This is a genomic window from Modicisalibacter ilicicola DSM 19980, assembly GCF_900128925.1.
GTDB classification, from domain to species: Bacteria; Pseudomonadota; Gammaproteobacteria; order Pseudomonadales; family Halomonadaceae; genus Modicisalibacter; species Modicisalibacter ilicicola.
The window spans coordinates 89,357-115,887 of the sequence record NZ_FQUJ01000013.1 but is presented as its reverse complement, the minus strand read 5'-3'; the positions used below and the strand labels follow the sequence as shown (position 1 = coordinate 115,887).

24 protein-coding genes and 2 tRNA genes are annotated in these 26,531 nt (G+C 63.7%); 17 read left to right on the top strand and 9 right to left on the bottom strand.

What is annotated here, in order from left to right; all coding sequences use genetic code 11:
- Window positions 1–52 precede the first annotated feature (52 nt).
- The 9 genes from BUA41_RS14385 to BUA41_RS14345 all read right to left on the bottom strand — a co-directional run bounded on the left by BUA41_RS14385 (window position 53) and on the right by BUA41_RS14345 (window position 7,702).
- Window positions 53–129, bottom strand: a tRNA-Met gene (locus BUA41_RS14385).
- A gap of 238 nt (window positions 130–367) precedes the next feature.
- Window positions 368–1,459 (bottom strand): redox-regulated ATPase YchF, encoded by a 1,092-nt coding sequence (gene ychF / locus BUA41_RS14380; protein ID WP_072824085.1) that lies wholly within the window; start codon window positions 1,457–1,459, stop codon window positions 368–370.
- A gap of 426 nt (window positions 1,460–1,885) precedes the next feature.
- Window positions 1,886–2,470: an aminoacyl-tRNA hydrolase gene (gene pth, locus BUA41_RS14375; protein ID WP_072824083.1), complete on the bottom strand. Its 585-nt coding sequence runs from the start codon at window positions 2,468–2,470 to the stop codon at window positions 1,886–1,888.
- A gap of 39 nt (window positions 2,471–2,509) precedes the next feature.
- A complete protein-coding gene (locus tag BUA41_RS14370; RefSeq protein WP_072824081.1) occupies window positions 2,510–3,211 on the bottom strand; it encodes a 50S ribosomal protein L25/general stress protein Ctc in 702 nt (233 codons plus the stop codon).
- 112 nt (window positions 3,212–3,323) lie between these two features.
- Window positions 3,324–4,265, bottom strand: coding sequence for a ribose-phosphate pyrophosphokinase (locus BUA41_RS14365; RefSeq protein ID WP_175546985.1), 942 nt, complete (start codon window positions 4,263–4,265; stop codon window positions 3,324–3,326).
- Between the two features lie 89 nt (window positions 4,266–4,354).
- A tRNA-Gln gene (locus BUA41_RS14360) sits at window positions 4,355–4,429 on the bottom strand.
- 62 nt (window positions 4,430–4,491) lie between these two features.
- Window positions 4,492–5,343 carry a 4-(cytidine 5'-diphospho)-2-C-methyl-D-erythritol kinase gene (ispE, locus tag BUA41_RS14355; RefSeq protein WP_072824124.1) on the bottom strand — a complete coding sequence of 284 codons (852 nt, stop codon included), beginning with the start codon at window positions 5,341–5,343 and terminating at the stop codon, window positions 4,492–4,494.
- On the bottom strand, window positions 5,340–5,963 hold the full coding sequence (gene lolB, locus BUA41_RS14350) for a lipoprotein insertase outer membrane protein LolB (RefSeq protein ID WP_072824077.1): 624 nt from the start codon (window positions 5,961–5,963) through the stop codon (window positions 5,340–5,342). Before lolB ends, ispE begins: the two co-directional genes overlap by 4 nt.
- Window positions 5,960–7,702: a tetratricopeptide repeat protein gene (locus tag BUA41_RS14345; RefSeq protein WP_072824075.1), complete on the bottom strand. Its 1,743-nt coding sequence runs from the start codon at window positions 7,700–7,702 to the stop codon at window positions 5,960–5,962. Before BUA41_RS14345 ends, lolB begins: the two co-directional genes overlap by 4 nt.
- A gap of 241 nt (window positions 7,703–7,943) precedes the next feature.
- Between BUA41_RS14345 and hemA the strand changes: the two genes are divergently transcribed.
- The 17 genes from hemA (at window position 7,944) to BUA41_RS14260 (ending at window position 26,464) form a co-directional block, all read left to right on the top strand.
- On the top strand, window positions 7,944–9,218 hold the full coding sequence (hemA, locus tag BUA41_RS14340; protein ID WP_072824073.1) for a glutamyl-tRNA reductase: 1,275 nt from the start codon (window positions 7,944–7,946) through the stop codon (window positions 9,216–9,218).
- An 8-nt stretch (window positions 9,219–9,226) separates the two neighbouring features.
- Entirely contained in the window at window positions 9,227–10,312 is a 1,086-nt protein-coding gene (gene prfA, locus BUA41_RS14335; protein ID WP_072824071.1) for a peptide chain release factor 1, read from the top strand.
- Window positions 10,312–11,151, top strand: a complete 840-nt coding sequence (gene prmC, locus BUA41_RS14330) for a peptide chain release factor N(5)-glutamine methyltransferase (protein WP_072824069.1) — start codon at window positions 10,312–10,314, stop codon at window positions 11,149–11,151. Before prfA ends, prmC begins: the two co-directional genes overlap by 1 nt.
- A gap of 178 nt (window positions 11,152–11,329) precedes the next feature.
- Window positions 11,330–11,827, top strand: coding sequence for an Lrp/AsnC ligand binding domain-containing protein (locus BUA41_RS14325; RefSeq protein WP_072824067.1), 498 nt, complete (start codon window positions 11,330–11,332; stop codon window positions 11,825–11,827).
- 45 nt (window positions 11,828–11,872) lie between these two features.
- Window positions 11,873–12,634 (top strand): HesA/MoeB/ThiF family protein, encoded by a 762-nt coding sequence (locus BUA41_RS14320; RefSeq protein ID WP_072824065.1) that lies wholly within the window; start codon window positions 11,873–11,875, stop codon window positions 12,632–12,634.
- Window positions 12,635–12,650: 16 nt separating this feature from the next.
- Window positions 12,651–13,589, top strand: coding sequence for a LysR family transcriptional regulator (locus BUA41_RS14315; protein ID WP_072824063.1), 939 nt, complete (start codon window positions 12,651–12,653; stop codon window positions 13,587–13,589).
- A gap of 158 nt (window positions 13,590–13,747) precedes the next feature.
- Window positions 13,748–15,037, top strand: coding sequence for an NAD(P)/FAD-dependent oxidoreductase (locus tag BUA41_RS14310; RefSeq protein WP_072824061.1), 1,290 nt, complete (start codon window positions 13,748–13,750; stop codon window positions 15,035–15,037).
- A gap of 55 nt (window positions 15,038–15,092) precedes the next feature.
- Window positions 15,093–16,244 (top strand): ABC transporter ATP-binding protein, encoded by a 1,152-nt coding sequence (locus BUA41_RS14305; protein ID WP_072824059.1) that lies wholly within the window; start codon window positions 15,093–15,095, stop codon window positions 16,242–16,244.
- A 10-nt stretch (window positions 16,245–16,254) separates the two neighbouring features.
- On the top strand, window positions 16,255–17,175 hold the full coding sequence (locus BUA41_RS14300; protein WP_072824057.1) for an ABC transporter permease: 921 nt from the start codon (window positions 16,255–16,257) through the stop codon (window positions 17,173–17,175).
- Window positions 17,172–17,969 (top strand): ABC transporter permease, encoded by a 798-nt coding sequence (locus BUA41_RS14295; protein ID WP_084671627.1) that lies wholly within the window; start codon window positions 17,172–17,174, stop codon window positions 17,967–17,969. Before BUA41_RS14300 ends, BUA41_RS14295 begins: the two co-directional genes overlap by 4 nt.
- Window positions 17,970–18,009: 40 nt before the next feature.
- The gene (locus BUA41_RS14290) at window positions 18,010–19,071 is read left to right on the top strand and encodes an ABC transporter substrate-binding protein (RefSeq protein ID WP_072824055.1); all 1,062 of its coding nucleotides are present in this window, start codon (window positions 18,010–18,012) and stop codon (window positions 19,069–19,071) included.
- Between the two features lie 137 nt (window positions 19,072–19,208).
- Entirely contained in the window at window positions 19,209–20,573 is a 1,365-nt protein-coding gene (locus tag BUA41_RS14285; protein WP_072824053.1) for a glutamine synthetase family protein, read from the top strand.
- Window positions 20,574–20,819: 246 nt separating this feature from the next.
- Window positions 20,820–21,575, top strand: a complete 756-nt coding sequence (locus tag BUA41_RS14280; protein WP_072824051.1) for a Crp/Fnr family transcriptional regulator — start codon at window positions 20,820–20,822, stop codon at window positions 21,573–21,575.
- A 224-nt stretch (window positions 21,576–21,799) separates the two neighbouring features.
- Window positions 21,800–22,285 carry a hypothetical protein gene (locus BUA41_RS14275; protein ID WP_072824049.1) on the top strand — a complete coding sequence of 162 codons (486 nt, stop codon included), beginning with the start codon at window positions 21,800–21,802 and terminating at the stop codon, window positions 22,283–22,285.
- Window positions 22,286–22,970: 685 nt separating this feature from the next.
- Complete coding sequence (locus BUA41_RS14270) at window positions 22,971–23,732, top strand: Crp/Fnr family transcriptional regulator (RefSeq protein ID WP_072824046.1); 762 nt, start codon at window positions 22,971–22,973, stop codon at window positions 23,730–23,732.
- Window positions 23,733–23,798: 66 nt separating this feature from the next.
- Window positions 23,799–24,863 (top strand): polyamine ABC transporter substrate-binding protein, encoded by a 1,065-nt coding sequence (locus tag BUA41_RS14265; protein ID WP_072824044.1) that lies wholly within the window; start codon window positions 23,799–23,801, stop codon window positions 24,861–24,863.
- Window positions 24,864–25,174: 311 nt separating this feature from the next.
- Window positions 25,175–26,464, top strand: a complete 1,290-nt coding sequence (locus BUA41_RS14260; RefSeq protein WP_072824042.1) for an NAD(P)/FAD-dependent oxidoreductase — start codon at window positions 25,175–25,177, stop codon at window positions 26,462–26,464.
- The last annotated feature ends 67 nt before the right edge of the window (window positions 26,465–26,531 follow it).

The window sequence follows — 26,531 nt, the reverse complement described above, 5'->3', positions numbered from 1 at the left end:
ACGAAAAAAGCCCGACAGGCATTCTCGCCTGTCGGGCTTTTCGCATTCGTCGTGGTGGCTACGCCCTGATTCGAACAGGGGACCCCATCATTATGAGTGATGTGCTCTAACCAGCTGAGCTACGTAGCCGTCCAACGGAGGCGAATCTTACGCATAAGCGCATGATCCGTCAATTATTCACTCCATGTAGAAAGCATCAAATGGAACGGTTTCGTCATTAGCGGGGCAGCGCTGAATAGATCGGCGAGCGGTTCAAGCACAAGGCGCCCGGAGCATATGGGGTATATGTGAGGATTCCGTCCGGGCTGGCGCACCAGCACTGCGTAACGCAGTGATTGAGTCGCGCAGTCATTTATTCAGTGTTTCCTTAAACGTTGAAGCGGAAATGGATCACATCGCCATCTCGGACGATGTACTCCTTGCCTTCCAGCCGCCACTTGCCGGCATCCTTGGCGCCCTGTTCGCCCCCCAGGGTGACGAAGTCGTCGTAGCCGACCACCTCGGCACGGATGAAGCCCTTCTCGAAATCCGTGTGAATGACGCCGGCCGCTTGAGGCGCGGTGGCGCCGATCTTGACCGTCCAGGCGCGCACTTCCTTCACACCGGCGGTGAAGTAGGTCTGCAGGCCGAGCAGGGCGTAACCGGCACGAATCACCCGGTCCAGACCCGGCTCGTCCATGCCCATCTCGTCGAGAAACATGCTGCGTTCCTCGTCGTCGAGTTCGGCGATCTCGGCCTCGAGCTGGTTGCACACCGGCACGACCACGGCGTTCTCCTCCCGGGCGATCTCGTGCACCACCTCGAGGTAGGGGTTGTTCTCGAAGCCATCCTCGTTGACGTTGGCGATGTACATGGTCGGCTTCAGGGTCAGGAAACCGAAGCTCTTGACCTGGCGCTTGTCGTCATCCGAGAGATCGAGGCTGCGCAGCGGCAGGCCCTCGGCGAGGTGGGGCTGGATGCGATCGAGCACCGCCTTGGTGGCGATGGCGTCCTTGTCGCCGCCCTTGACCACCCGGGCCAGGCGCTGGAGGGCACGTTCGACGGTATCGAGATCCGCCAGGGCGAGTTCCATGTTGATGATCTCGATGTCCGCCCTGGGGTCGACCTGATTGGCGACGTGGATGACGTTGTCGTTGTCGAAGCAGCGCACCACGTGGGCGATGGCATCGGTCTCGCGGATGTTGGCCAGGAACTGGTTGCCCAGCCCCTCGCCCTTGGAGGCGCCGGCGACCAGCCCGGCGATGTCCACGAACTCCATGGTGGTGGGAATCACCTTCTGCGGCTTGACGATCTCGGCTAGAGCGTCGAGGCGCGGGTCGGGCATCGGCACGATGCCGGTGTTGGGCTCGATGGTGCAGAAGGGGAAGTTCTCGGCGTCGATGCCGGATTTCGTCAGCGCATTGAAGAGGGTGGATTTGCCGACGTTGGGCAGGCCGACGATGCCGCAGTTGAAACCCATGGTGGTGTTCCTGAAGATCGGGTGAAAAATAGAGTGGCGGGCATTCTACGGGAAATGACGAAAAGCGGCCATGACGCGATACTGATACGGAGGTAGCGGCGCCAGGCTCATGAATAAGCGAAGCGTCTTTTTCAGGGCCGAAAAGCGCTCCATGCAATTTCGGCATTTCCGCCATCCCTGGCGGTCAGATGAAAAAGCCGAGCGTCCATGGACGGATTTATAGCGTCTTCGCGCTTCATGAGGCTGGGTATAGCCGCGGGCTGGAATTAGGGAAGCACTGAATAAATGCCTACGCGTCTCAAGCACTGCGTTACGTGGTGCTGGTGCGCCAGCCCGGACGGAATCCTCACATATACCCATATGCTCCGGTTCCTGTGCTCCGGGCGCCTTGTGCTTGAACCGCTCGCCGATTTCTTCAGCCCTTCCTTAGCCCTTGAAAGAGTGAAGACGATTCATCGCCTTGGCCCATTCGCCCTGGATGGCGTCGGGCAGGGTGGCGATGCATTCGTCGATGGCGGCCTCGATGGCAGCGCGTTCGCTCTTGCCCGGTCGGCTCAACACGTAGTTGACCACCTGGCCGGCGTTGCCTGGATGGCCGATGCCGATGCGCAGGCGATGGAAGGCATTGCTGTTGCCCAGAGCGCTGATGGTGTCACGCAGGCCGTTGTGCCCCCCATGGCCACCGCCCTGCTTGTAGCGGGCCGTGCCCGGGGCGATATCCAGCTCGTCGTGGGCGACGAGCAGCGCCTCGGGGGAGAGCTTGAAGAACTGGCAAAGCGCGGCGACAGCCGCACCGCTGCGATTCATGAAGGTGGTCGGGTTGAGCAGGTGCAGGTCCTGACCGGCAAAGTTGACCTTGGCGTAATGGCCGAGAAACTTCTTCTCCATGCGTAGCGGTGTGAGGCTGTCGCGCGCGATGGCCTCTACCAGCCAGGCCCCCGCATTGTGCCGGGTGTCGGCATAGTCGGCGCCTGGGTTGCCCAGGCCGATGATCGCTTTCACTTGGCGCATGCGGGTGCCTTGACGCTCGTGAGCCGGAGAGTTTCCGGGTTACTCGGACTTCTCTTCGCCCTCGCCCTGGTCGCCTTCGTTGCCGGCTTCTTCCTCGGCACGCTGCTCGACCTCGGTCGGGGTCTCGGTCTCTTCCGCGTCGCCTTCCTCGGTGGTGCCGCGAGTCGGGCGGGTGATGCTGACGATGCCGGCATCATGCTCCTCGCCATGGGTCAGGGCGACGATGGTCACGCCTTCCGGCAGCTTGAGGTCGGAAAGGTGCAGGGTATCGCCCAGCGCGAGACCGCTGACATCGGCTTCGAGGTATTCCGGCAGATTCTTGGGCAGGCAGCTGATCTCGACATCGGTAGTCAGCGCGTGCAGCACGCCGTCCTGCTCCTTGATGCCCTGGCACTCTTCTTCGCCGATGATGTGCAGCGGCACGTGCATGGTCATCTCCTGCTTGGCGTCCACCCGCAGGAAGTCGGCGTGGGTGACCAGCGCCTTGTAGGGGTGGCGCTGCAGATCGCGGATGACCACCTGTTCCTTCTTGCCCTCGACGTCGATGTCGATCAGCGAGGAGAAGAAGGCCTCTTCCTCGATCGCCTTGTAGAAGGCGGCCTTGTCGAGGGTGATCGGCTGCGGGGCCTTCTTGCCACCGTAGATGATGGCAGCGACCTGCTGGTTCTCACGACGCAGGCGGCGGCTCGCACCTTTCCCCAGGTCGTGACGAACGTTGGCGTTCAGTTTGTAGTCGGACATTGGTTAACCTCGTGGGTTTGAAATGAGGAAAGCGCCACCCCCGCGACCAGGCGATGACGTTTCCGGGAGCCCCTTGGGGCTTCGTATCCGAGTGCGGTGCCCTAGTGGAACATCAGTGGAACATCGCACTCACGGATTCTTCGTTGCTGACACGGCGGATCGCTTCGGCGATCAGCCCCGCCACGCTGAGCTGACGTATCTTGCCACTGCGCCGCGCCACCTCGGAAAGCGGGATGGTATCGCCGACGACGAGTTCGTCAAGCACCGAGCCGAGGATGTTGTCGACCGCCGGCCCCGAGAGGATCGGGTGGGTGGCGTAGGCCACCACGCGCTGGGCGCCATGATCCTTGAGGGCTTCGGCGGCCTTGCACAGGGTGCCGGCGGTATCGACCATGTCATCGACCACCACGCAGGTGCGATCCTGGATCTCGCCGATGATGTGCATCACCTGGGCCTGGTTGGATTGCGGGCGACGCTTGTCGATGATCGCCAGGTCGGCGTTGAGCTGCTTGGCGATGGCCCGGGCACGCACCACGCCGCCCACGTCCGGGGAGACCACCACCAGGTCGTCGTAGTTCTGGCGCTCGATGTCGTCGAGCAGGATCGGCGAGCCGTAGACGTTGTCCACCGGCACGTCGAAGAACCCCTGGATCTGATCCGCATGCAGGTCCATGGTCATGACCCGATCGACCCCGGCCTTGACCATCATGTCGGCGACCACCTTGGCCGAGATGGGCACCCGGGCCGAACGCACCCGGCGATCCTGGCGTGCATAACCGAAATAGGGCACCACGGCGGTGATGCGGGTGGCGGAGGCTCTGCGCAGGGCATCCACCATCAGGATCAGCTCGAGCAGGTTGTCGTTGGTCGGGGCGCAGGTGGACTGCAGGATGAACACGTCCTTGCCACGAACGTTCTCGTTGATCTCGACCGCGATCTCGCCATCGCTGAACTGGCCGACCGTGGCATGACCCAGCCGATTGTCGAGGCATTCGGCCACCTTGCGGGCGAGTTCGGGATTGGCGTTCCCGGCGAAAACCATCAATTTAGACACGCGCAGCCACCTTTGGAGTCTGGGAGCCTGCTGCACATGACAGACTCCTGGAGGATCTCGATAGGAATGTCGGCAGTCCTGTCGGGGAATGGCTGGGGTACCAGGATTCGAACCTGGGAATGCCGATACCAAAAACCGGTGCCTTACCACTTGGCTATACCCCAGCAATACGCCCTGTGCCGCGATACCGATCTGTCGCGGCGACCACCCGGGTTGCTCTACTCACTCAGAATAGACCCAGTGCCTGATGGAGGGGCGAAACGTTGCAACCCCGTGCGACGAAGGCGTGCCAGCCGTCACGCACGTGTTCCAGTATCCTCCGGGCCTCGGCCTCGTGCCGCAGGCTGCAGAACAGACAGGCGCCGGTACCGGTCAACCGGGTCGGGGCAAAGCCGGACAGCCAGTCGAAGGCCTCGTCCACCGCCGGGTAGAGCCGACGCACCGTCGATTCGCAGTCGTTGCGCCAGGTTCTGGGCCCCTCCTGCAGTGCGCGCGCCATACTAATGGGGGGGGTGTCTCGTGTCAATTGCGGGGCGCCGAACACCCGGGGTGTCGACACTTCTATGCCGGGGTGGAGTACCACGAACCAGGGGGTATCCAGTTCGACCGGGGTCAGGCGTTCACCGATGCCTTCGGCCCAGGCGGCATGCCCGCGCACGAAGACCGGCACGTCGGCCCCCAGGCGTAGCCCCAGGGCCGCCAGATGCTCGAGGCTCAGCTCGAGACTCCAGAGACGGTTCAGGGCGAGCAGGGTGGTGGCGGCATCGGAGCTGCCGCCTCCCAAGCCCCCGCCCAGGGGCAGGCGCTTGTCGAGATGGATGTCGGCTCCCAGGCCGCAGCCGGTCTCGGCCTGGAGCAGCCGGGCAGCGCGCACCACCAGGTTGTCGTCCCGGGCCACCTCGCCGAGGGGGGTATCGAGGGTGACGGCAGCGTCGTCGCGGCGGCGCAAGCGCAGGGTGTCGCCATGGTCGAGAAACTGGAACAGGGTCTGCAGCTCATGATAGCCGTCGCTGCGTCGACCGGTGATGTGCAGCAGGCGGTTGAGCTTGGCCGGCGCCGGCAGGACCAGCTCGCTCATGGCGAGGCGGTGGCGTCGGCGGGGCGCCACTGATTGACCACCAGGGTGGCGCGCAGGTCGTCGAAGGTCATCACCAGGCGGCGCGGTAGCCACAGGCCGCCGTTCAGCCCCGGTGCCCAGGTCCAGTCGCGGTACTCGATGGTCCAGCCTGCCTGGCGCAACCGCTCGGGAAAGCCGCGTTCGTCGGTCTGCATGTCATGGGCCACGATCGGCGCGGGCAGGCCACGCACCCAGTTGTCCAGGGCCGAGATCGGCAGCGACCAGCCGAGCTGCTCCTGCATCAACTGCTCGGGGGTCCGTGCCGAGAAGCGGCCGTCGCCGGTGGTCAGCGTCACGCCGTCGGGAGAGCCCTCGAGCACGCTGCGGCCGGTTCCGAAGGGGCCGCTGATCAGCATGCGGTAATGACGCGGGGCCTGGTGCCAGTCGAGATTGGCGCTGGTGGCGTCCTGCGCGGTACGCAGCCCGACCTTGCCGGCCAGGCGCCATCGATCGAGGGACTCCAGCGCGTCGAGCTGCGCGGACCAGTCGCCGCGTTCCCGCGGGCTCTCGGGCGTCGGGGCCTGGGTGGCACAGCCTGCCAGGAGAATCAGGCCTGTCAGAAGAGGCAGCAGTCGCGTCACGGGGCATCATCCATGTCTGCGGTATCGCCGGGCGTCAGCTCGGGGAGGCGTTCGAGCAGTTCGTCTATCTTGGGGCGCTCGTCGAAGCGCTCCAGGGCGTCGGCGATCACGGCACGCGCTTCTTCCTGGCGTCCGAGCAACCAGAGCACCTCGGCCAGATGCGCGGCGATCTCCTGATCCGGCTGGGCGGCATAGGCGTCACGCAGGTAGGGCAGGGCGCGCTGGTTGTCCCCCAGCTTGTGATAGGCCCAGCCCATGCTGTCGAGAATCGCCGGGCTCTCGGGCTCCAGTTCGTGGGCCCGTCGAATCAGCTCGAGGCCTTCCCGGTGGCGCTGGGTGACGTCGACCAGGGTGTAGCCCAGGGCGTTCAAGGCCATGGCGTTGTCGGGGTCGCGTTCGAGGATGGCGCGCAGGTCGCGTTCCATGCCCGCCAGGTCATTGCGCTCGTAGTGACGCATGGAGCGCAGGAAGCGTAGCTGGGTGTCGTCGGGGTGGCGCCGAATCTGCCGATCGAGCAGCGCCATGGCATCCTCCGACAGGTTCTGTTCGTCGAGCAGGTCGATCTCGAGTCCCACCAGCTCGCTGCGCCTCTCTGGATGGCGCAGGCGCTCGATGTTCAGGAAGTCCCGGGCGTCCGGCAGGCGATCCGCCTCGATCAGCATCCGAGCCGCACGCAGCCGTGCCTCGAGAAACCCCTCGCCGGGCGGCACCTGACGGTAGTAGAGCAGGGCATTGTCGACCTCGTCCTGTTCGTCGGCAATGGCGCCCAGCAGGATATAGGCGGCCGGCGGTGCCGGATCGTTGTCGATCAACGGCAGCAACAGGCGTCGTGCCGGTGCATTGTAGCCTTCTTCCATATAGAGCTGGGCGAGGGCGAGGCGCAGTTGCGGCGCATCCGGATGGCGTTCCAGAAGGGTGTCGAGTCCCGCCTCGGCGGCGCCGACATTTCCCAGGCGCAGTTGGGCCTGGGCGAGCATCAGCACGAAGCGGCTGTCGTTGGGCGAGATTTCCAGGCCACGCCGGGCGGCATCGCGGGCGTCGGCAGATCGCCCTTCCTGCAGGGCGATCCGACCTCGCACCAGCCACACCGATGGCATCTCAGGTTGCACCCTGGCAAGATCGGCCAGCCGGCGCTCCGCTCGTCGGGTGTCGCCCAAGGCCGCCTCGAGCAAGGCCGTGGCGACGATGGCCTCGCCGTGCCGGGGGTGCTCGTCGAGGAAGCGATGCAGCGTGTCGCGAAGCGTGGCCAGGTCCGCCTGCTCTTCGATGGCGGCCTCGACGAAAGTGATCAGGTCGCCCTGGTCGCCACGCTCCGCCAGGGCCAGGCGCTGTTCCAGGCTGCCCTGCCAGTCGCCCTGCTCCATGGCGAGCCCGGCCAGCAGGCGAGCCGGTGCCTCGCTGTTCGGGTCGAACTCGCGCCAGCGTCGTACCGCGCGCAGCAGCAGTGCACGATCGTCGCCGTAGCGGGCGGCGAGCACGGCACGCTCGGCCAGAGCCGGGGAGGCGTAGCGCTCGGCGGCTTCCAGATAGCCGCGCGCCGCACGATCGAAGTCGTCGCGCTGCCCGGCGAGCTCGGCGGTGAGTAGCGTCGCCAGGCTTTGGGCGTCGAGCCCTCGGGTAACCGGTGGAGCCGAGGCCAGGGGGTCGTCGAGAGCCGTCGCAGAAGGACCGGATGCCGTGCTCTGACAAGCCGTCGACAGGATGGCGATCAGAGCGATCGTAACCAAGCGTGGGCGCATGCCTTCCTCATTCGCGAAAGAAATCGCCGCTCGTTCGGCGATTTCCGGGAGCATCTGCCGGCCGCCTCAGCCGGCCTGGGTTTGACGCTCAGCATACCGGCTTGATCATCCGGGGCAAAGCAATGGGATGCGCATCTCTCATCCCCTGCACCGAAGGTGCTGTGATAAACTACGGCGCCAAAAACATTTCGTCCATCCAAGCCTTCGTACGAACCATGGTCTCGACGCTAGTGACGCCGCAATGACGCTTCTTGCTCTGGGAATCAACCACAACACCGCGACCGTCGAGGTGCGCGAGCAGGTCGCGTTCGCACCGCACCAGCTGGAGGTGGCACTGACGGAACTCAAGTGCCTGCCCCAGGTGCACGAGGCGGCAGTGTTGTCGACCTGCAATCGAACCGAACTCTATTGCATCACCGGTGAGGCGGGCGAACGGGCGATCCTCGACTGGCTGGGCCGCTTTCACGGCCTGGCAGTGACGCAGCTTTCCCGATGCGCCTACCACTATCTCGATGAGGCAGCAGCCCGGCACCTCATGAGGGTAGCCTCGGGGCTCGACTCCATGGTGCTCGGCGAGCCGCAGATTCTCGGCCAGCTCAAGGTGGCCTATCAGCAGGCTCGCGAGTATCGCGGTCTGGGAGGCGAGCTGGAACGCCTCTTCCAGCATGCCTTCGCGGTGGCCAAGCAGGTGCGTACCGAAACTGGCATCGGCGAGAATCCGGTCTCGGTGGCCTATGCCGCGGTCAGTCTGGCGAGCCGCATATTCGACGACTTCTCGCGCTCCCGAGCCCTGCTGGTGGGGGCGGGGGAGACCATCGAGCTGGTGGGGCGTCATCTCAGCGAGGCGGGCATCCGTGATATCGTCGTCGCCAATCGCACCAAGGAGCGTGCCGAGCGTCTTGCCCAGGAGCTGGGCGGCGAGGCGATCGTGCTGGGCGATATCCCCCAGGCGCTGGTGCGCTCCGACATCGTGATCACGTCGACGGCCGCGCCCTTGCCGATTCTCGGCAAGGGGATGGTCGAGCGTGCCCTGAAGATGCGCCGGCATCGCCCCATCTTCATGGTCGACATCGCGGTGCCTCGGGACATAGAGCCTCAGGTCGGCGAACTCTCCGATGTCTTTCTCTATACCGTCGACGATCTGCACGAGGTGATCGATGAGAATCGTCGGCATCGGCAGGTAGCGGCGGATCAGGCCGAAGAACTGATCGCCCTGGGGGTGAGTCACTGGCAGCACGAACGCCGGGTGCGTGGCGCAGGGAATCTCATTCGGCGCTACCGTGAACAGGGCGAAGCACTGCGGGTGAGTGCCGAGTCCCAGGCCCTGGCCCAGCTGGCCAAGGGGCAGGATCCCGAAAAGGTCATACGCCGCCTGACACAGCAACTCACCAACAAGCTGCTGCATGGCCCGACCTTGCGTCTGCGCGAGGCTTCCGGTGCCGAACGTCACGACCTCATCCAGGCGGCGGAGAATCTGCTGCTCGACCCCTCGGCACCTTCCCAGGATTCGGAATAGGACCCTTGATGAAAGCGTCATTGCGCGATCGCCTGGAACGTCTCCAGGAACGCTTCGAAGAGCTGGCCGCACTGCTCGCCGATCCCGACGTGATCGCCGAACAGACCCGTTTCCGAGACTACTCCCGGGAGTATGCCGAGCTCGATGAGCTGACCGGGGCCTGGCGCGAGTATCGGGGGGTGGAGCAGGACGTCGAGGAGGCCGCCGCGTTGTGTACGGACGGCGATGCCGACCTGCGCGAGCTGGCGGAAGAGGAACTCCGGGAGGGAAGGGCCCGGCTCGAGGTGCTCGAGGAACGGCTCAAGAAGCTGCTCGTGCCCAGGGACCCGGACGATCATCGCAACGTCTTTCTCGAGATACGCGCCGGGACCGGAGGCGACGAGGCCTCGTTGTTCGCCGGCGACCTGTTTCGCATGTACTCGCGCCATGCCGAGAAGATGGGCTGGAAGGTCGAGGTGGTGAGTGCCAGCCATGGCGAGCAGGGCGGTTACAAGGAAATCATCGCCCGGGTGCGTGGCGAGGGCGTCTATGCGCGGCTCAAGTTCGAGTCCGGCGCGCACCGCGTGCAGCGCGTGCCGGCCACCGAGTCCCAGGGGCGCATCCACACCTCGGCCTGTACCGTGGCCGTCATGCCCGAGGCCGACGAGGTCGCCGATATCGACATCGATCCCAACGACCTGAGAGTGGATACCTTCCGCTCCAGCGGTGCGGGGGGGCAGCACGTGAACACCACCGATTCGGCGATTCGCATCACCCACCTTCCCAGTGGCGTGGTGGTGGAGTGCCAGGAGGAGCGCAGCCAGCACAAGAACCGGGCCAAGGCGATGTCCCTTCTGGCCGCGCGGCTCAAGCAGGCCGCCGTCGCCGATCAACGCCAGCAGCAGGCCGACACACGCCGCTCCCTGGTGGGTTCCGGGGATCGCAGCGAGCGTATCCGCACCTACAACTTCCCTCAGGGGCGGCTGACCGATCACCGTATCAACCTGACGCTCTACAAGCTGGGCGAGGTGATGACCGGCGAGCTGGACGAGGTCATCGAACCGCTGGTCAACGAGTATCAGGCCGAGCGACTCGCGGCACTGCAGGACACCTGATGCGCATCGAGCAGTTGTTGCTTCAGGCCAGCACGTGCCTGAAAGATGCCGGTTCGGCGACGCCGCGCCTGGATGCCGAGCTGCTGCTGGGTCATGTGCTGGGGCGGGAGCGTACCTGGTTGTACACCTGGAGCGACCGGGAAGTGGCGCCCGCCGATCGGCGGCGTTTCGATGCGCTCCTGGCAGCCCGTGTCGCCGGCGAGCCGATCGCCTACCTGACCGGGGAACGGGAGTTCTGGGGGCTGCGGCTTCGCACCCACGCCTCCACCCTGATTCCGCGGCCCGAGACCGAATGCCTGGTCGAAGCGGCCTTGGCCCGGGCCGCGGCGACGCGGGGTCGGGCCCTGGACCTGGGGACCGGAAGCGGAGCCATCGCACTGGCCTTCGCCAGCGAACGTCCCGGCTGGCACGTATCGGGGGTCGACCGAATCGCCGATGCGCTGGCGCTGGCTCGCGGCAATGCCGCCCGCCTGGGTATCGCCAATGTCGAGTTTCTCGTCAGCGACTGGTTTAGCGCGCTGTCGGGGCGTCGCTTCGATCTGATCCTGGCCAACCCCCCCTACATCGCCGACGACGACCCCCATCTCGACCAGGGCGACGTGCGTTTCGAGCCGCGCTCGGCGCTGGTGGCCGGGGCAGACGGGCTGGCGGACCTTCGCCATCTGGTCGTCGCGGCCCGGGACCATCTCGTGCCGGGCGGATGGCTACTGCTCGAACATGGCTGGACCCAGGGGCCGGCGGTAAGCGAGGCGCTGCTGCGGGCCGGCTATGAGGAGGTGGCGACCCTCACCGACCTGGCCGGCCAGCCTCGGGTCGCGATCGGTCGCCTGCCGGCATGAGCACAGCGTGGAATGCGCCAGGCTGGAGCCTGGGCGAGCGACTGTGATAGTTGTAATGAGGCAGAGGACGATCTGCTGTTTGGCCGGAAAAATCATGGCTTCTCCGCGAATCGCGACTGCCTGCGGCTCGATATGTAGACGATCATGCTGCTGACACTCGACTGGGAACACCATTACAATGAAAACCAAGACTCGGTCGCTGGACCGCATCGATCTCAAGATTCTGAGCATTCTGCAGGACAATGCGCGCATCTCCTACGTCGAACTCGCCTCCCAGGTGGGGTTGTCTACGACGCCATGCCTCGAGCGCGTCAAGCGCCTCGAGCGCGCTGGCATCATTCGCGGTTACAAGGCCGTGCTCGACCCGGCGGCACTCAAGGCCAACCTGCTGGTATTCGTCGAGATCAGCCTCGAGACGCAATCCCCCGCGGTGTTCGACGAGTTTCGTCGGGCCGTCACTAGGTTGCCGCAGATCCAGGAGTGCCATCTGGTGTCGGGGCAGTTCGACTACATCCTCAAGTGCCGTATCCCCGAGATGTCCGCCTATCGCCAGCTGCTGGGCGACGTCGTGCTAACCCTGCCCGGGGTCAAGGAGTCGAAGAGCTATGTGGTCATGGAGGAAGTCAAGGAGGAGTTCTCCTTGCACGTTCCGGAAATCGAGCAACTGGACAAGTGAGTTCCCAGGCAGGGTACCGGTGGATGACGACTCGTGAGGTGAGCCATGGATGATCAGTCGCTGCTGCGTTACAGCCGGCACATCATGCTGGAGCAGGTCGACGTGACCGGCCAGGAGCGCCTGCTCTCGGGGCACGCCTTGATCATCGGTGCCGGTGGTCTTGGTTCTCCGGTGGCGCTCTATCTTGCTGCGTCGGGGGTCGGTCGCCTCACCCTGGTGGATGACGACGTGGTGGAACTCTCCAACCTGCAGCGCCAGATCGCCCACGGTGAAGCCGATCTTGGCCGGCCCAAGGTGACGTCTGCCGCCGAGGCGGCCCGGGCGCTCAATTCCGGCTGTCGTGTCGATGTCATTCCCCGGCATCTGGAAGGGCATGCCCTTGAGGCCGCGGTGGCGAGCGCCGATGTGGTGCTCGATTGCACCGATCGTTTCTCCAGCCGCTATGCCATCAACCGAGCCTGCCTGAAAAAGCGCAAGCCTCTGGTCTCCGGCGCGGCGATTCGCTTCTCGGGCCAGTTGGCGGTGTTCGATCCAAGGGATGCCGACAGCCCCTGCTATGCCTGCCTGTACCCGCCCGGTGGGCAAGGCGAGCGTCACGACGAGGAGCTGCGCTGCGCCGAGAACGGCGTGGTCGCCCCGCTGGTCGGCGTGATCGGTACCTTCCAGGCCCTCGAGGCGCTCAAGCTTCTGAGCGGTGCCGGCACGTCGCATCGCGGGCTCTCGACCTTCGATGGCCTGAACGGTGAGTGGCGCCGTTTCAACGTACTGCGCGACCCCGGTTGCGTCGTATGCGGCACACGCCGCTGAGCCGCGCCAGAGCCTCATGGAGCGTGCGCCCCTTCCCCTGAATCAGGTCAGCGACTTCGATATCCGCTTGCTGCGGGTCTTCAAGGCGGTAGTGGAGTGTGGCGGTTTCACCGCCGCGGAAGTGGCTCTCGGTATCGGTCGCTCGGCGATCAGCGTGCACATGGGCGATCTCGAGAAACGCCTCGGGCTGCGTCTCTGTCAGCGCGGACGCGGCGGCTTCGCGCTCACGGAAGAGGGGCGAGAGGTCTACCAGGCCACCCTGGCGTTGCTGGCCTCCCTGGAGACGTTTCGCACCGAGGTCAATGGTCTGCATCGCGCCTTGCGCGGAGAGCTCAACATCGGCATCACCGACAACCTTGTCAGCCTGCCCCAGATGCGCATCACCCACGCCCTGGCAGAGCTCAAGCGCCGTGGACCCGAGGTTCGCATCAACATCCACATGACGCCCCCCGACGCCATCGCCCTGGCGGTACTCGACGGCAGCCTGCATCTGGGCGTCGTGCCGGCGATCAATAGCCTGGCCAGTCTCGAGTCGATACCGCTCTACAGCGAGCGATCGCTGCTCTATTGCGCCGACAACCATCCCCTGTTTCATGTCGATGACGCCGCCCTGGCCGGTGTCTGTCTGGGGCATCAGGAAGCGGTGATGCCAAGCTACCCGCTACCTCCCGCGGCAAGGGAGCGCCATGAGCGGCTTGCGACCAGCGCCACGGCCAGCGATCGGGAAGGCATCGCCTTCCTGATCCTGACCGGGCGTTATATCGGTTACCTCCCCGATCATCTGGCACGCCCCTGGGTCGAGTCGGGCAGACTGAGGGCGCTGTGCCCCGAGCAGGAAAGCTTCACCACCGAATTCGTCACGGTGACCCGGCGCGGCCGACGACCGCACCGGGTGCTCGAGGCGTTTCTCGCGGCCCTGGCGGCGCAGGGCGAGCCTGCCGACGGGGAGGAGTAGAGGAGAATGGCTCCAATGGCTGTTATTGAATACTTGACAACTGATACTGGTTTGGTGTCAGACTTGACCCAAGAAATGGAAAGGAACTTGTCAAGACGGTAAGTTAATTCAACAGCTGCCCGTGCCCAAAGCGGCAGCCCCGACCCGGAAGTCACGCGATGGCCACCACCGATCTGCGCCGCCCCGACTCCTTCTACAATGCCAGCGTGGCGGTCGACCTGGCGCCGACCCCGCCACTGGAGGGGGCGAGTCGTGCCGATGTCTGCATCGTCGGTGGTGGCGTGACAGGGTGCTCGGCGGCCTTGCACCTGGCCGAACGGGGCTACCGGGTGGTGCTGCTCGAAGCCAGTGAAATCGGTTATGGCGCTTCCGGTCGTAGCGGTGGACAGATTCTGCCGGGTCTGGGCTGTGACATCGACGTGATCGAGAAGTCCCTCGGGCTGGAGCGGGCACGAGACGTCTGGGAGATGAGTCGCGAGTCGGTGCGCCTGACCGAACGGCTGATTCGGCGCCACGAGATTCCTTGCGACCTGGCCTGGGGCTACTTGAATGCCGCGGTCAAGCCGCGCCAGGTTCGGGAACTGCGTCATTTCCAGGAGCGCATGGCAAGTCGCTACGATTACCCTTCGATGACCTTGCTCGAGGGCGACGCCCTGCACGAGCGGGTAGTGACCGATGCCTACCCGGCCGCCCTCCACGATGCCGAGGGCGGTCATCTGCATCCGCTCAATTACACCCTGGGGCTGGCGCGGGCCGCCCAGCGGGCGGGGGCCATTCTTCATGAACAAAGCGCGGTGGTGAATATCGCGCGAGGGCAGCCGGCGCGGGTGGCCACGGCCCGGGGCGAGGTGACCGCCGACTTCGTGGTGGTCGCCACCAATGCCTATCTGGGCGGTCTGCTGCCCGAGCTGGGCGGGCGCATCATGCGCGCCGCCAACTACATCGTTGCCACCGAGCCGTTGAGCGAGGATCAGGTCGCCCGGGTATTGCCGCGCAACGACGCGCTCTCGGATGCCAACTTCGTGCTCGACTATTACCGCCTGTCCGGCGATCGACGCCTGCTCTACGGCGGCGAGGTAAGCTACGATGGCCGGGAACCGCGGGCCCTCGAGGCGCGCATGGATGCCAAGATCGCCCGGCTGTTTCCCGTGCTGGAGGGCATCCGGATCGACTATCGCTGGGGCGGCGACGTGGCCATCACCCTCAACCGTGCTCCTGACTTCGGTCGCCTGGATGGCAACCTCTTCTACGCTCAGGGATATTCGGGGCATGGCATGTCCCTGGCCGGGCTGGCCGGGAAGCTGCTCGGCGATACCATTGCCGGCCAGGCGGAGCGATTCGACGTGTTTGCCGCCATGCCCCATCGCGAGTTTCCCGGCGGTCGTTGGCTACGCAAGCCCTTGCTGGTGCTGGCGACCAATTTCTACAAGTTGCGAGACCGGTTGTAGTCTCGGAGGCGTCATGTTCTCCGACAGTACGACGACAAGAATGGGAGAGTCATGCATGAGCGATTCCGCCTCGGCCGCCAAGGTCGAAACGCCGAGCCCGGCGAGCCGCCGTGCCGACGATGTCGGCGAGACATCGGAGCGCACGCGTCGCGAACCCTCGTCGATCGAGCTCAAGGGGCTGCACAAGCGCTTCGGTCGGGACACGGTGGCCCTGGACGACGTCGACCTCACCATCGAGGCCGGCGAGTTCTTCACCCTACTGGGGCCGTCGGGGTGTGGCAAGACCACCCTGCTGCGCATTCTCGCCGGACTCGAAGAGCCCGATGACGGACGACTGCTGATCGGCGGCGAGGATATCACCGACATTCCGCCCCACAGGCGCAGCGTCAATACCGTCTTCCAGTCCTACGCGCTGTTCCCCCACCTGTCGGTGCGCGACAACCTGGCCTTCGGCCTGCGCATGCGTGGCGAGTCGGCGGCGGAGCGTCGGCGCAAGGTCGACGAGGTTGCCGAATTCATCCAGCTGGGCTCCCTGGTCGAGCGCCGGGTCGACCAGCTTTCCGGTGGGCAGCGCCAGCGTATCGCCCTGGCCCGGGCGCTGATCTGCGAGCCCAACGTACTGCTCCTCGACGAGCCGCTGTCCGCCCTGGATGCCGGCCTGCGCGGCCAGCTCCAGGTCGAACTGCAGCGTATCCAGAAGCGCCTGGGCATGACCTTCGTGTTCGTGACCCACGACCAGGACGAGGCCATGGTGATGTCGGATCGCATCGCCGTGCTCGATGCCGGCATCATCCAGCAGGTGGGGACGCCCAACGAGGTGTACGAGCATCCCCGCAACGCCTTCGTGGCACGGTTCATGGGTCACGACAACCTGTTCGCCATCCATGCCAGTCAGGAAGACTGGGTGGATACCGAACTGGGACGCCTGCGCCTCGACCCGGCGGAACAGCGCCAGGAGCAGGAAGGCTGGCTGCTGGTGCGCCCCGAGACCCTGGAGCTGAACGCCGACCTTTCCGAGGATTACAACCGGCTGGAAGGCCAGGTCAGGGAGCGGCTCTACCGCGGGAGTCGCGTCGAGTATCGCCTGGAGGTGAACGGCGTGACCGTGATGGCCACGGCGAGCAACGTGGGACAACGACTGCACAATGTCGGTGACAAGGTGGCGGTCGGTGTGCATCCCGAAGATCTGGTCAGGGTCGCATCCTGAGGAGGCAACGATGGCGGAAACTCTACAGATAGCGTTCCGTGGCAAGGCCGTGGTCAGCGAGTCGCGGCATCTGCTGCTGAGCGTCTCGCCGGGTGCCATCTGGATCGTCGTGTTCCTGGTGCTGCCCAGCCTCTACCTGATGGCCGTGGCGTTCATGACCAACGGCCCTTACGGCCTGCCGCAGATGCCCCTGACCCTGGATGCCTTCGAGCAGCTGGCCGGCTTCGGTTTCCTGGGCTGGAGCCCGGGCAACCTCTACACCTTGCTGCGTTCGCTATGGCAGACCTTCCTGGCGACGGTGCTGGTGGTGATCGTGGCCTACCCCATCGCCTACTACATCACCACCTGCCGCGAGAAATGGCGTGCCATCATGCTCTTGCTGGTGGTAGTGCCCTCCTGGACCAACCAGGTCATCCGCACCTTCGGCTGGATGAACCTGCTGGCGCCGGGTACGCCGCTGTCCGATGCCGCGCAGATGCTGGGATTGATTCCCCCCAACATGGGGCTCTATCCCTCCAACTTCGCCGTGACCCTGGGGCTGGTCTACAATTTCCTGCCCTTCATGGTGCTGCCGCTCTACGCCGCCTTCGAGAAGCTCGACACGGCCCAGGTCCAGGCCGCCCAGGACCTCTATGCCTCGCCGGTGCGCGCCTTCTGGCACGCGGTGTTCCCGCAGACCCTGCCCGGCCTTCTCGCAGGTACGGTACTGGTGGCGATCCCGGCCTTCGGCATGTACGTGATCCCCGAACTGCTCGGGGGTGGCAAGGGCATGATGCTCGGCAACCTGGTGGCCAATCAGTTCGCTGGAGGCTCCAACTGGCCGCTGGGGGCCGCCGGGGCCATCCTGATGCTGATCGCCACCTTCATCGGCCTGTTCGCCATGCGTCGTATCGGCAAGCGCCTCGGCGGCGGCGAGGAGGTGGTGATATGAAAAAACGCACCCTGCAGCGCGGCCTGAGCGGTTTCTGGTGGCTGACCCTGGTATTCCTCTATCTGCCGCTGGCCGTGGTGGTGTTCTTCTCCTTCAACGCCGCCAACAGCGCCGCTCGCTTCACCGGCTTCTCGCTGCGCTGGTACGAGCGTCTGCTGGGCAACGAGCAGATCATCTCGGCGTTCTGGAACAGTCTGGTGCTGGCCATCGTTTCCTCGGTGATCGCGCTGGCGATCGGCTGCCTGATCGGTTACGGCATGTACCGCCATCGGCATCGCAAGCTGGGCTGGCTGATCGTGCTGATCTACCTGCCCATCGTGCTGCCGGACATCGTCTTCGGTATCTCGGAGATGGCCTTCTTCGTCTCGGTGCATCGCCATACCGGGCTGTTGCAGCCCGGGCTTCTGACCATGATCATCTCCCACGTGACCTTCCAGATCCCCTTCGTGGCGCTGATCGTCTATTCGCGGCTGGTGGGGCTCGACCCGACCCTGTTCGAGGCGGCCAAGGACCTCTACGCGACCCCGGTCAAGCGGGCGTGGCACTTCCTGCTGCCGACCATCAAGCCGGCACTGATCTCGGCGTTCTTCCTGTCGTTCACCCTGTCGATCGACGACTTCGTGATCAGCTTCTTCACCTCGGGTCCGGAAAGCGCCACCCTGCCCATCTACATCTGGGGCGCCATCAAGAAGGGAGTGACCCCGGAGATCAATGCCATCGCCGCCTTGATGATCGGTGCCGTCGCCCTGGCCGCGATGTTGAGTCTGCTGTTCAACCGACAGGGGCAGCGCTAGAGGCCCCGTTTCAACCGCTGCAAAGCCAAGGAGAGTGACAATGAAAACAACGACGACGATGGCCGCGGTACTGGGAAGCCTGCTCCTGGTCGGCGGCGCTCAGGCGCAGGAAAAGAAGCTCTATCTGTTCAACTGGACCCAGTACATGGATCCGGAGATCATCGCGGCCTTCGAGGAAAAATACGACGTCGACGTGGTCCAGAACTACTACAATTCACTGCCCGAGATGTTCGCCAAGCTCAACACCGGCGGTGTCTCCCAGTACGACATCATCGTGCCCTCCAACTACTACGTGCCGAGGCTGATCGAGACCGGGCTGGTGCAGGAGCTCGACAAGTCCCGGATTCCCAACCTGGACAACGTGATGGAGCAGTTCGACGACCCCAGCTACGATCCCGGCGCCGCCTATACCGCACCTTATCAATGGGGGGTCTCCGGCCTGGTCTACAACGCCGCGACCTTCCCGGACGCGCCCAGCAGCTGGTCGCTGATGTTCGACCCGGAGGTCAACCCGAGCCACCCCTTTGCCTTGATGGGTGACGGCCAGGTGACCATGGGCATCGGCTGCGCCTACCTCGGTCATGGCTACGACTGCAGCGACGTGGACGCCTGGAAGGAGAGTGCCAAGCTCCTGCTGGACACCAAGAACCGCGAGCGCTTCAGCGGTTTCGTCGATGGCACGCCGGCCTTGCAGCAACTTGCCCGGGGCGTCACCCATGCGGCGGTGACCTACAACGGCGACTATCTGTTCTACAAGGACGAGAACCCGGAATCCTTCGCGGACATCGAGTTCGTGATTCCCGAGGAGGGCACCGAGAAGTGGGTGGACGTGATGATGATCCCTGCCAAGGCACCCAATCCGGACATGGCGCACAACTTCATCAATTTCATCCTCGATGCCGAAGTGGGTGCCCAGCTGTCCAACTACAACTATTACGCCAGCCCCAACGAGGCCGCCAAGCCCCATCTGGACGAGGTGCTGACCAAGCCGCCGGTGCAATTCAGTGATGAAGTCATGCAGCGGCTGCACTTCACGCCCAGCCTGAAGGGCGACAAGCTGCAGACCTTCACCCAACTGTGGAACGAAGTGCAATCTCGTTGAGAGAGGAGAGGGCGGGGGCCGGCTGGTCCCCGCAAGAGCGACAGCAGAGCAGGGGTCGTCGTGGTTGCCCCTCTGCGTTTGCCAGGCCGGCTCAGGGCACCGGCCTATCGCGCAACCCGCCATGAAAGGAACGTTGTATGAGTAGCAGTCAGAACCACGAGCTGAGCGAGTGGTTCAATACCCATGGCATCACCGAGGTGGAATGCCTGGTCACCGATCTGACCGGCATCCTCAAGGGCAAGATCATGCCCGCCAGGAAGTATCTCAACGGGGGAAGGCCGCGCCTGCCGGACTCGATCTTCATCCAGACGGTCACCGGAGGGTACCCCGAGGACGAGGACATCCGCTTCTGGAACGCCGCCGAACTCGACATGCAGCTGGTCGCCGATCCTGGCGCCGTCTACCTGGTGCCCTGGGCCGACGATCCCACCGCCCAGATCATCCACGATTGCTACTACCTGACCGGGGAACCGGTGGAGCTGTCGCCCCGCGGCGTGCTCAAGCGTGTGCTCGCGCTCTATGACGCGCGTGGCTGGAAGCCGGTGGTCGCCCCGGAGGTGGAGTTCTACCTGGTCAAGACCAACAAGGACTCCGACTACCCCCTGGAGCCGCCGATCGGCCGCACCGGGCGCCAGGAGAGCAGTCGCCAGTCCTTCTCCATCGATGCGGTCAACGAGTTCGATCCCCTGTTCGAGGAGATGTACGACTATTGCGAGGCGATGGGGCTGGACATCGACACCCTGGTCCACGAAGAGGGGGCGGGTCAGATGGAGGTCAACTTCCAGCACGGCGATCCCTTGACGCTGGCCGACCAGGTGGTGATGTTCAAGCGCACCCTGCGCGAGACGGCGCTGCGTCATGGCATGTACGGCACCTTCATGGCCAAGCCCATGGCCAACGAACCGGGCAGTTCCATGCATGTGCACCAGAGCCTGGTGGACATCAAGAGCGGGCGCAATCTGTTCGCCGGCGACGACGACCAGCCCAGCCGCCTGTTTCACAATTACATCGGTGGTCTGCAGCAGTACCTACCGGCGGCGATGCCGTTCTTCGCCCCCAACGTCAACTCCTATCGTCGTCTGATGCGTGGCGAGCACAGCGGCTCCGCGCCGGTCAACACCGAATGGGGGTACGACAACCGCACCGTGGGGCTGCGCGTTCCGGTAGGACCTCCCGAGGCGACCCGGGTCGAGAATCGGCTGGCCGGCGCCGACGTCAATCCCTATCTTGTCATCGCCGCCACCCTGGCCTGCGGCTACCTGGGCATGCTCGGTCAGATCGACCCGCGTCCACCCATGGTGGGCTCTGCCTGGGACGCGGGCAACAAGCTGCCGGATGACATCAGCCCCGCCCTGAATGGCCTGCAGGAGTGTCCGGCGCTCGCCGACATACTCGGCGAGCGTTTCGTCAACAGCTACCTGGCGGTCAAACGGGCCGAGCATACCGCCTATTTCGGTGTCATCAGTTCCTGGGAGCGTGAACATCTCCTGCTGCGCGTGTAAATTGCCCTTTTATTAACCCGTTTAAACAAGGCTTTCGGCCGTTCTTGATTAGCATCTTGCGGCGTATCCGGTGAGGGATACGCCGCATTTTTTTGCGGTGCAAAAAGTGCCAGGGTGCTTCATTGAGCCGCAAGCCGCTCGCTACTCCGTTTCACATGGCAGGCAGGGCCGTCATCGCGACACGCCTCGGCGCAGTGTCCAGACCCCTTTGCCCGAGCCATCCTGCACGTCGATCTGGGGCCAGGAATGAACCCGAAGAAAAATGCCATCCTGACCAATCTGGGGCGTTATTTCGAGCTGACGGAACGAGAGAGAACGCTGCTGTTGCATCTCGAGGAGAAGCGCCTGACTGTCTCGGCGGGGGACAGCCTCTGGATGACCAATGAGGGAATCGGCAATTTCTTCATCCTGCAGAGTGGCTGGGCCTATACCTATCGCAACAACCTCGATGGTGACCGCCAGATCGTCGATGTATTGATCCCCGGAGACATCGTCGGTTTGCGCGAATTCACCTTCGCTCGCCACAGGACCGGCGCCCAGATGCTGACCCGGGGTTCGCTGGGCGTCTTCTCCCAGAAGCGCATCGTCGACCTCGTCGAGGCCTCCACGCCGTTGGCGATCGCTCTGCTGGCCTCCGTCGCGCGCCAGGAAGCGATGCTCACCGAGCGGATGCTGATGGCCATCCACCGCACTGCACGCTCGCGTATCGCACATTTCATCGTCGAGATGCATACGCGCTTGAGCAAGGTACGCCTGACGGAGTCACGCCAGTTCTATCTTCCCCTGACCCAGGCCCTGCTCGGCGAGATACTGGGACTGACCACCGTGCATATCAATCGCACGCTGACGGCCCTGGAGAAGGACAGGGTGCTGCGCAAGCACCGTTACCACATCGAGATCATCGACTGGCCAAGATTGCTGGACGAGGCCGAGATCGACACCGAGTATCTGGACGACAGCCTCGCTGGCCTGTACGACCACCTGGGAGTCGCCGACAGGTGAGCGGTTCGCGCTCGGCGCGATGCACTGTCTCGCGGCGGCTGTTCGACCATGAGCGTTTTGCATTCGTTCGATCTTCCGGTGTCCGTTGTTTCTATGAAAGGCATTTTTATTAACGTGATTAAATAGAAAATCTATCTACTCCTATTACGCTTCCTCCAATGCAGGGCTGACAGGGTCGTCGGCTGGTTCCAGTCATTGGAGATGCGGAATACGGAGGATCGAGTATGCAAGAACAGGCAAGGCCAGACGGTGGAGATACCCTGCAACCGGCAGAGGTGCTGGTCATGACGATGGCGCATGAAAATCGGCACATTCACCGCGGTCGGATACTGGCGTTACGCTTCCAGCCCTTCGATAGAGGCATCTTTCGGCTCATGCAGATCCTGGTCGACGAGGGCATGCAGCGTCTCGAAAGGCTTCATCGACTGGCGCAGCGTCTGCAATGTCCCGACCTCCTCGCAACGGTGAATAAGGAGCCGACCCGAATCGATCCGCACAATCACTTCTTCGTCATCGACAGGCTGATGGCCTGTGTCGCGCTGAGCCAGGCATTGCAGGAGGAAGGAGAGGCGCTGAACTTCTATTCTCAACTGTGCCGAGCGAGCCGGCCGGACGAGGTGGGTGCCCTGCTGGATGAATTTGCCGAACAGCGCCTGATTCACTGCCAGATCCTGCAGGAGTGCCGGCAACGTCTGCAGCTGGCGGCTTGATGCCCCGCTACACCCCGAAAGGGCAGGTGTCCGGCCCTTCGGAGGCAGGGCTGGTCAGGAATTAATGCAAAAAAATATCTTTTTTAGTACCAAACACGTTGGGTGCTTCTCTCGCTTTTCATTATCATTCATTAGCCTGCTGGGCCGCCAGAATGAGGAAGAAAGGGAATCGGCATACTCATTAACTCAATTTAATAAAAGTCTCACTCGCTTCCATTATCCTGTCCGTGGGGTCAGACATGCCAAGGAAAGGTATTAAGCCAGAGATACGCCAAGGAGTGCAGCATGACCAGGGAGCGGTCGAGCAAGGAAGTGGTATCGCTGGGTCTGACCCCATCCTTTGCAGGTTGCTTTGAATCAAGGAAACTCTGAAATCCGAAGTATTATTAACCCAGGTTAATTTTTGAGCAAAGGTAACCTTCTACCATCGTTCCATGTTCTATACTGTCATTTGACAATGCCGTGAATCGACGTTGACCCCGCACCAACCGAGTTCGTCGTTTTCGATCCGTTCAAGCCACGCTGTCAGGCTTGTCGATTTTTTCAGAAGCGTCGAGGTTGGTCTGCCAAATCGCCAAATCGCCAAATCGCCAAATCGCCAAATCGCCAAATCGCCAAATCGCCAAATCGCCCAGCCTGATGTCTCTTTTCTCGACGGCTTCGCAGAAGCCTCAAGAGGCGATTGATGACCCAACAAGCCAGCGCCATCCTGTCGAATCTTGGCCGTTTCTTTTCCTTGAACGATCAGGAAAGGTCGCTCCTGCTGGATCTGGAGAAGAGCCGATACAGCATGGCGGACAAGACGGTCCTGTGGCAGGCCCAGGACAAGGTCGACCAGCTCTACGTCATCCAGAGTGGCTGGGTCTGCACCTACCGGGACAATCTCGACGGCGAGCGCCAGATCATCGACGTCTTCATTCCCGGTGACATCGTCGGCCTGCGCGACGTGACCTTCGCCAAGCACCGCACCTCGGCGCGCATGCTGACCCGCGGCATGGTGAGCATGTTTCACCACCGGTGCATTGTCGACATCGCCGATGCCTCCACGGCGTTGACCATGGCGTTGCTGGCTTCCATCGCGCGCCAGGAAGCGATGCTCAACGAGCGCATGCTGATGACCATTCACCGCAGTGCGCGCTCGCGCATCATGCATTTCATCCTCGAGACCCATACCCGGCTCAACAAGCTGCATCCCACGAGCCTCCAGCAGTTCTTCCTGCCGCTTACCCAGGGCATGCTGGGGGAGGTGCTCGGCCTGACCGTGGTGCACGTCAACCGCACTCTGATGAGCCTGGAAAGAGAGGGCATCCTGGTCAAGCACCGCCAGCACATCGAGATTCTGGATGAGGTACGGCTGGTCGAGGAGGCGGGATTCGACGACGACTACCTGAGCGACGAGATGGACGGCCTGAAGGAGCACCTGGGCCTGATCATGGCGCGTGGTTAACCGGGGGAGTCGTTCGGGCTATGATAAGGGCTTCTTGAACTGGCCCGGCCCACAAGGATTCCTCACATGCGCCTCATTTCCTCGCTGCCACCCCTGATGGGTGCCTGCCTGCTGACCCTGGCTCTGCCGGCGAGCGCCGCCGAGAAGCTCTACCTGTTCAACTGGACCGAGTACATGGACCCCGAGGTCGTGACCGCCTTCGAGCAGGAATACGATGTCGAGGTGGTGCAGAGCTACTTCACCTCGAACGCCGAGATGTTCTCCAAGCTGGCGGCTGGGGGCGATGCGCAGTTCGACGTGATAGTGCCGACCGACTATTTCGTGCCGCGGCTGATCAATGCCGGGCTGATCCAGGCGCTGGATCCTGCCATCGTCGACAACCGCGACAACCTGATGGGGGCCTTTCGGCGCCCCGACTACGATCCCGAGGAGCGCTACAGCGTGCCCTACCTGTGGGGTGCCACCGGCATCGTCTACGACACCACCACCTTCGAGGACCCCGAGCCCTCCTGGGGGCTGCTGTTCGACGCCGACATCAACCCCGACTACCCCTTCGCGCTGCTCGGCGGCGATCCGCAGGTCAGCCTGGGCATGGCCTGTGCCTACCAGGGCAACGGTTTCGACTGTGTCGGCCAGGAGCCCTGGGTCGAGGCCGCCAGGCTGATGAGCAAGGTGCTCGATCGCGACAACTTCACCGGCTTCGTCGACAGCACTGCGGCCATCGATCAGATCGCCCGGGGCGTCACCGAGGTGGCGGTGACCTACAGTGGCGATCTCGAGTATCGCAAGGCGGATTCCCCCGAGACCTACGGCGATCTCGCATTCTTCATTCCCCAGGAAGGCTCGCAGCTGGGCGTCGATACCTTCGCGATCCCGGCCCGGGCGCCGCATCCGGAGCTTGCCAACAAGTTCATCGAGTTCATGCTGCGCCCGGAGAATGCCGCCAAGTCGGCGAACTATGCCTTCTATCGCACCCCCAACGAGGCTGCCCTGGAGCAGGTCGTGCCGGAGTTGCGCGAGTCGTCGCGCCTGAGCCCCGAGGCACGCGATACCCTGGTGACCACGCCGCTGATCGAGGGAGACCAGCTGCAGCTGTTGCAGCAGTTGTGGAATGAGGTGCGCAGCCGGTAGGCTCGATTGGTCTGCTCCATCGCCCGATGAATCGGGCTCCCACCACCCAATGGCTCTGATCAGTTGTAGGAGCTCGCTTCAGCGAGCGATAGGCGGTTTGATTGCCTCTATCGCCCGATGAATCGGGCTCCCACCCCCCAGTGGCTCTGATCAGTTGTAGGAGCTCGCTTCAGCGAGCGATAGGCCCAGCGGCGAATGGTTTTTTTCGCCCGCGTGTTGCAAATAGCATACCGTTTGATTGAGGTGTGGCTAGAATCTCCCGTACAATTGCTCTTGAATGTTAAATAAAATAACCGCTCACGGAGATCACGATGCCGTCGAACGCCACCTCGCATGTTGCGTCCTATTATGCTGCCACTGCCCAGGAGAGCCCCGAGCGCCCGCCGCTGACCGGTGAAAAGCGCTGCGATGTCTGTGTGGTGGGAGCCGGCTTCACGGGAATCTCCGCCGCCTTGCATCTGGCCGAGCAGGGCCACCGGGTGGTGCTGCTGGAGTCGGCCCGGGTCGGCTTCGGGGCCTCGGGCCGCAACGGCGGCCAGATCGTCAACAGCTACAGCCGCGACATGGATGTCATCGAATCCAGGTACGGTGTCGACACGGCTCGCGCCCTGGGCGACATGGCCTTCGAGGGCAATCGCATCATCCGCGAGCGAATCGCTCGCTACGCCATCGACTGCGATCTCAAGGAAGGCAACCTCTTCGCCGCCTGCAACGCCAGGCAGATGAAAGGGCTGATCGAGCACAAGGCCCTGTGGGAGCGCTACGGCAACGATAGACTGGAGCTGCTCGAAGGCAACGCCTACCGCCGCGAGATCGGCAGTGATCGCTACGTGGGCGCGCTGCTGGATCATTCCGGCGGGCACCTGCACCCGCTCAATCTGGTGTTGGGCCAGGCGGCGGCCTTCGAATCCCTGGGCGGCGTGATCCACGAGCAGAGCCCGGTGACGGCCATCGAGCAGGGAACGCCCGTCAGGCTTGCCACGCCCCACGGCGCGGTGGTGGCCGAGCGGGTGGTGATGGCGGGCAACGCCTACATGAAGGGGCTGCTGCCCTCCCTCGAGGGCAAGTCGATGCCGGCCAGCACCCAGGTCGTCACCACCGCGCCGCTCAGCGAAGCCCAGGCCCGGGAGATACTGCCCAACGATCGAGCGGTGGAGGACTGCAACTACCTGCTCGACTATTACCGCCTGTCCGGCGATCGTCGGCTGATCTACGGCGGCGGCGTCAGCTATGGCGGCCAGGACCCGAGCAGCATCGAGGGCGTCATCCGGCCCAAGCTGGAAACCACCTTTCCCCAGCTCAAGGGGGTAAGGATCGACTACGCCTGGAGCGGCACCTTCCTGCTGACCCTGAATCGCCTTCCGCAATTCGGCTGTCTCAACGGCAACGTCTACTATGCCCAGGGCTACTCGGGGCACGGGGTCACCAGCACGCACCTGGCGGGCAAGCTGATCGCCGAGGTCATGCAAGGGCAGGGCGAACGCTTCGATGCCTTCGCCGGCCTGCCGCACCTGCCGTTTCCGGGCGGGCGCGTGCTCAGCGTGCCGCTGACGGCAATAGGGGCGTGGTACTACCGGACCCGCGATGCGCTGGGGGTGTGAAAGTTTTTCAAAACCAACGTCCGCGATGAGCGCCGGAGGCAAAAAAGATTCATCGCAGATTCGCGTG